Genomic DNA, 5,273 nt, shown 5'->3' with positions numbered 1-5,273 from the left:
GGCGTAGGGTCAGCGGCGACCCGCCGCCCGCCGCCCGCCGCTTGACTTTTTTTCTTGTGCATGCTATAATTTTTCTGGAAAATAGACTTTTGGAACGGAGGTGCTGCATATGCTGAAAACAGCATTGGTCACTGGTGCGTCCCGCGGGATCGGGGCGGCTGTGGCAAAGGGTCTGGCAGCAGACGGGTATCTGGTGGCTGGCGTGTACTGCCATAGCCGCGATGCCATGGAAGAACTGGCTGCCGCCTGCGGCGTGATCCCCATTGCCGCCGACCTGTCACAGACCGATGCCCTGCCCGAACTGGCGGGAACCGTGCTGGAACATCTGGGACATGTGGACGTGTTGGTCAATAATGCCGCATGCTCGTATATCAATCTGTTCCAGTGCCTGCCGCCGGAACAGGTGCGGCGGCTCTATGCGGTGAACCTGACGGCTCCGGTGGAACTTAGCCGCCTGCTGCTGCCGTCGATGCTCTCCCGCCATGCCGGCTGTATCGTCAATATCTCCTCCATGTGGGGCGAAACCGGAGCTTCCTGTGAAGTGGATTACTCCGTGACCAAGGGGGCGATTCTGGCGTTTACCCGTGCACTGGCGAAGGAAGTCGGTCCCTCCGGCATTCGCGTTAATGCCGTTTCGCCGGGGACGATCGCTACGGATATGGTGTCCCACCTGCCGCAGGAAACACTGGACGAACTGGCAGAGGAAACACCGCTGGGACGGCTGGGGAAACCGGAAGATGTGGCAGATGTCGTGCGATTTCTGGTGTCCGAACAGGCGGCGTATATCACCGGACAGGATATTCCTGTAAACGGCGGTTTCTGGTGCGGCTGACAGACGGCAGGAGAAGTGCCGATTTTCACCCAAATACGGGAAATTTGCCCTCTGCAACTTGCACAAAACCTTTTTTCGGGGCATGACTTTTTCGATAAAATCCACAAATTCCGTGAAAACTGCATGAGTTTTTGGCGAGAATACTTGCGAAAACCGCGGGTTTGTGCTATAGTATTGTTACGACAATCCCGCAGAAATCAGGGGAATTCTGACTTCTGCAATTCTTTTTTGAAACAAAGGTGATCTCACAAACATGAAAGAACAATTGACATGGTATGCACGCTTTTCTTCCCTGCGTGCATGGTTCTGTTCCGTGCATGAGAAACGTTCTTACAATACGCTGCGTTATCCCATGACCAACCGGCTGCTGATGATGCTGTATCCCATTTTCATCGTGTGTATGGCGGAACTGAATCAGGACAAATATCCCAGTAAGTTGGTGCTGTTCATCACCAACCACCCCACGATCATGCTGTTTAACGTGCTGATCGCGGCACTGATTTTTATCGGGGCACTGCTCCTGTTCAAGTCGGGCTGGTTCTCTATGCTGCTGGAAAGTATCCTGTATATGGCTCTCAGTATTACGGAACTATTCAAGTACAACACCAACGGCAACCACCTGATCATGACAGACATGAAGCTGTTCCGCAGTCTGAAAAGTCTGACTTCATTCGCCTATATCAAAATTACGCCAAGGCTGGTCTTGTACATTGCCATTTGTGCCGCGTTTATCCTGCTGGCATTCTGGTTCAACCCAAGACTGAAAATGCGGCTGAAGCTGCGGAAACGGCTTGCCCCCGGTCTGGCTTGCCTGATCGCCTGCGTCATGGTCGTTACCGTGCCGGCAATTTCCCAGCCGGTTTACGCCCTGTTCCGTCTGGACACCAAAGAGGCAGACAATACCTTTATCCTGAACGAAAAGTTCGACAACAACGGTTTTCTGGCGTTCTTTATGCAGACGGGTTCGGAGAACCTCTCCAACCAGCTGGAGGAGCCGGAGGATTATAAAGAGGACAGCAGCGACACCGTGAAGCAGTATCTGGCAACAGAAGTGCCGGATCTGGACTTCGATGACGGCGTGAAGCCCAACGTGGTGGAGATCATGTCGGAATCGTTTGCGGATTTCCGTGCCTTTTCCGATAAGCTGTCGGAACTGGGCTATACGAATCTGGATCCCTATTATGCGGGACTGGACAAAGCCGCTTCTATGGGAACAGAGGGGACACTGATCGTGCCGACTTACGCCAGCTATACGGTACGGACAGAGTTTGAACTGCTGTTCGGGCTGCCGGTGAAGTCCCTGAATGACCCCAACATGCCGCAGAGAATGATGCTGGAACGGCAGCAGCCCACAGTGCCTGCATATTATAAAAGCTGGGGCTATTCCACTGCCTATGTGCACCCATTCCAGAGCAGCTTCTACAGCCGGAAACGTATCTATGGACAGTTCAACTTTGACCAGATGATTTTTGAAGATGACTTCACCGTTCCGGTAACGACCTACGGGGAATATATCGACGACAATGTGGTGTACAACCAGATCGAATCTCTGATCGCATCTACTGACGAGCCGCTGTATGTGCATGCCACTACCATGCAGAACCATCAGCCCTATTCTGACGGGGACAGCGATGATGAATTTATCAACTACCTGAGCCGGATCCAGCATTCGGCAGACGGTCTGGCAGACTTTCTGGAACGGCTCTCCCAGATCGATGAGCCGACTATTGTACTGTTTGTGGGTGACCATTTCCCGTCCCTCCGCGGGGACGACGGCATCTACAGCCAGCTGAACATCACCAGCGAAAATTGCAGTACCCTGTACGAACAGCGATATATCCTGTGGAACAACTACGGACTGAACACCAGTTTGCTGCCGTCGAAAGCGGTTTCCACATACTATGCCCCGTATCTGGTAATGCAGCTGATCGATTCACCCCGTGACAGCTTCACCCAGACTATGATGAACGAAATGGAAACTGAGCCGGTGTACTCCACCAACTACATGCCCATGCAGGAGGCAGACAAAAAGCTGGATACGCTGACTTATGACCGGATCCTTGGGGACATCGTTTCCCCCAGTGCCTTAGATGTGCTGCCGGATCCTACAGAAGAAACCACGGAAACGACTTCGGACTAAAGGAGAATATGTATGGAACCGATTACAATTGGAAGCAAGGGAACCGCCTCGGTACAGGTAGATGAAACCAATCTGGCAGTTGCTGTAGGAAGCGGCTCGCTGCCGGTATTTGCCACCCCGATGATGGCAGCCCTCATGGAGGAGGCAGCCTGCAATGCAGTGGCTCCATTCCTCAGCGAGGGCGAAACCACCGTAGGCACCAAGCTGGACATCAGCCACGATGCGGCAACGCCGGTGGGGCTGACGGTAACTGCTACCGCAGAAATTACCGGTGTCAACGGGCGGGAGATCTCCTATCACGTTACCGCAGAGGACGGCGTAGGCGTGATTGGTTCCGGCGTGCACAAGCGGTTTCTGGTCGATGCGGAACGTTTCCTGAGCAAGGCACAGAAACGCGGACAGTGAGAATGGCAGAGCACATGTGCTGTGTCTGCCGATAATGAAAGTGTTGGCAAAGAATTTCGCCAAAGGCTGAATCAGACGCAAAAAGCGTTCAGAGCAGGTTCATTCATCTGCTCTGAACGCTTTTTTACATGAAATTGTGTTGCCTTAATAGTTTCCGGAGGTGTCTGCCATTAGCTTGCACTGAATGGAGAACTCCTCAAAGTTTCCGTCCGGCTGGTACCGGCGGCAGCGTGCCTCTATGGTGTCACCGCCTTTCAGTCCGGCAATGGCGGCATTCAGGGAGTCGTAGTCGTCTACGGCTTCGCCCTGTACCGATACGATAACATCATTCACTTGCAGGTCAGTGCTGGCAATGTCACAGTCATCTGCAATTTCCGTGATCCACACGCCGGACAGGTTATCCGGTACGGTTTTCATGCCGATCTCGTCGGCAAAGCCCTGCCGGACTTCTTCGGGGATCAGGGAAATAAAGGTAATGCCTACCCGCACACGGTCGGCAACATAGCCGTTGTCGATCAGATCCTGCACAATGGGCAGCACCTCGTTAATGGTAATGGCAAATCCCAGCCCCTCATAGCTGGAGCTGACGTATTTGGAGGAGGTGATGCCGATGACCTGCCCGTACATGTTGACCAGTGCACCGCCGGAGTTGCCCGGACTGATCGCGGCGTTGGTCTGGATACAGTTCATGTCGAATCCGGTGGCATCAGAGCGGATCTGTCGGTTCAGACCGGACACAATGCCATTGGTGACAGAGCCGGAAAGCCCTGCGGGATTGCCGATCGCCACAACGGATTCGCCCAGAACGACCTCGTCGGAATCGCCCATGACGGCGGCAGGGAAGTCGCTGCCCTCGATCTTGATAACGGCAAGGTCGGTTTTGTTGTCCTTGCCGATGACGGTGGCGGGGTACTCCGTTTCGTCGGACATGATGACACGGAAAGACTTCCCGTTAGTCAGGACGTGGGCGTTGGTGATGATGTAGCCGTCCTCGCTGGAGATGATGCCGGAGCCGGTGCCGCTAAGCTGTTCGCCTTTGGCATCGCCGTAGGTTTCGATTTCCACAATGGAGGGACACACCACAGAAGCAACGCCCTCTACGGTGTAGGCACCATCTGCATCGGTGTTTTCTGCGTTCTTGTCCAGTTCGGGTTTATCCTGCTGTTGAATGATCACCTTGCTGCCGGCGGTTTCGTCCCTGTCAGTGTCCGAAGCTGTGGCAGCAGCCGGTGCAGCACCGCCGCGGCGGTAGGAAACCACATCGCTGCCGATACAGTACAGCAGCAGGGCTGCCAGCAGAGCCGCTACGATTTTCAGCCAGAACGCTGTGCGGCGGTCTTTCTGTTCCGGTGTCAGAGGCTGTTTTTGCGGCGGTGCAGGCGGTACCTGCGGCGGAATCTGCCAGTTTCCCATGGTGGGCTGCTGGTTCTGGTACCAGTTGGGGATTGGGTTTTGCATAGGCGGGATCGGATTATTCTGCGGCATGTCCTGTGCCGGCGGTAATGGATTTTGCACTGGTGGAACGGGGTTGTTCTGCGGGGTGCCCTGTACCGGCGGTAATGGATTCTGCATTGGCGGAATCGGATTATTCTGCGGCATGCCCTGTACAGGCGGTAATGGATTTTGCACTGGCGGAACGGGGTTGTTCTGTACAGGCGGTAATGGATTTTGCACTGGTGGAACCGGCTGTTCTGTAGGCGGTGCCGGTGTTTCTTCCTGTGGGGGAAGCGGTTCGCCGGCAGGCTTCTGCGGCGGCTCAGTGGGAAAATTCGGGAACGGCTCCTGCATCAAAAATGCTCCTTTCAAAAAAACGGACAGTGTCCGCGATTGTCGCTTTGCCACTGTCCGTTTTTATCGTTTCATTATGGCAATACCGCACAAAGATTGTGCGACAGA

The 5,273-nt window shown here is 54.3% G+C and carries 4 protein-coding genes; 3 read left to right on the top strand and 1 reads right to left on the bottom strand.

The features are described 5' to 3' along the window. The first annotated feature begins 109 nt into the window (after window positions 1-109). The 3 genes from ymfI (at window position 110) to RUMCAL_RS11670 (ending at window position 3,377) form a co-directional block, all read left to right on the top strand. On the top strand, window positions 110-832 hold the full coding sequence (gene ymfI / locus RUMCAL_RS11680; RefSeq protein ID WP_021683113.1) for an elongation factor P 5-aminopentanone reductase: 723 nt from the start codon (window positions 110-112) through the stop codon (window positions 830-832). A gap of 253 nt (window positions 833-1,085) precedes the next feature. Further along, window positions 1,086-2,972, top strand: coding sequence for an LTA synthase family protein (locus tag RUMCAL_RS11675; RefSeq protein ID WP_051343845.1), 1,887 nt, complete (start codon window positions 1,086-1,088; stop codon window positions 2,970-2,972). 12 nt (window positions 2,973-2,984) lie between these two features. Beyond that, window positions 2,985-3,377, top strand: coding sequence for a thioesterase family protein (locus RUMCAL_RS11670; protein WP_021683110.1), 393 nt, complete (start codon window positions 2,985-2,987; stop codon window positions 3,375-3,377). Between the two features lie 144 nt (window positions 3,378-3,521). On the opposite strand, the gene RUMCAL_RS11665 is transcribed toward RUMCAL_RS11670, so the two are convergent. After that, window positions 3,522-5,165 carry a trypsin-like peptidase domain-containing protein gene (locus RUMCAL_RS11665; RefSeq protein WP_021683109.1) on the bottom strand — a complete coding sequence of 548 codons (1,644 nt, stop codon included), beginning with the start codon at window positions 5,163-5,165 and terminating at the stop codon, window positions 3,522-3,524. Window positions 5,166-5,273 lie beyond the last annotated feature (108 nt).

The organism is Ruminococcus callidus ATCC 27760 (assembly GCF_000468015.1).
Lineage (GTDB): Bacteria > Bacillota > Clostridia > Oscillospirales > Ruminococcaceae > Ruminococcus_C > Ruminococcus_C callidus.
Note: the sequence above shows the minus strand (reverse complement) of the source record. Positions and strands in the feature narration are given on the sequence as shown.

Coding starts and splice junctions, on each gene's coding strand:
- ymfI (WP_021683113.1), top strand. CDS start 110: ATGCTGAAAACAGCATTGGTCACTGGTGCGTCCCGCGGGATCGGGGCG.
- RUMCAL_RS11675 (WP_051343845.1), top strand. CDS start 1,086: ATGAAAGAACAATTGACATGGTATGCACGCTTTTCTTCCCTGCGTGCA.
- RUMCAL_RS11670 (WP_021683110.1), top strand. CDS start 2,985: ATGGAACCGATTACAATTGGAAGCAAGGGAACCGCCTCGGTACAGGTA.
- RUMCAL_RS11665 (WP_021683109.1), bottom strand. CDS start 5,165: ATGCAGGAGCCGTTCCCGAATTTTCCCACTGAGCCGCCGCAGAAGCCT.